Source organism: Mangrovimonas xylaniphaga (genome assembly GCF_001280435.1).
GTDB lineage: Bacteria > Bacteroidota > Bacteroidia > Flavobacteriales > Flavobacteriaceae > Mangrovimonas_A > Mangrovimonas_A xylaniphaga.
The window spans coordinates 1-287 of the sequence record NZ_LBIP01000001.1; the positions used below are offsets into that span (position 1 = coordinate 1).

At 44.3% G+C, this 287-nt stretch carries 1 protein-coding gene; it reads right to left on the bottom strand.

Annotated elements, in window-relative coordinates; translation table 11 throughout:
- On the bottom strand, positions 1 to 287 hold a 287-nt coding region (locus ZA06_RS16980), incomplete at both ends, for a hypothetical protein (RefSeq protein WP_205625684.1).

The following is a 287-nucleotide window of genomic DNA, read 5'->3' on the forward strand; positions in this document are numbered from 1 at the left end:
GGGAATGGATATGTTCCGACCTGTCCAGAACCGGTATCGTTTACAGCACCGGTCATTACCCATGCAATTGAGCTTACGGAACAATTATCGTTGAATGAGGCATCTGTGATAGCAACATCTACAGAACAGTCTCCAGAGGTATCTGCACTGGTTGTTGTAACAACGTTGCTTGTAGCGTTTACCGTTGGATTTTCATTATCGGTTACTGTTACAGTCATGACATCGGTAGCTGTATTGGCTGGGGTAGCATTGTCAGATACGGTATATGTAATTGTGGTTGTCCCTAT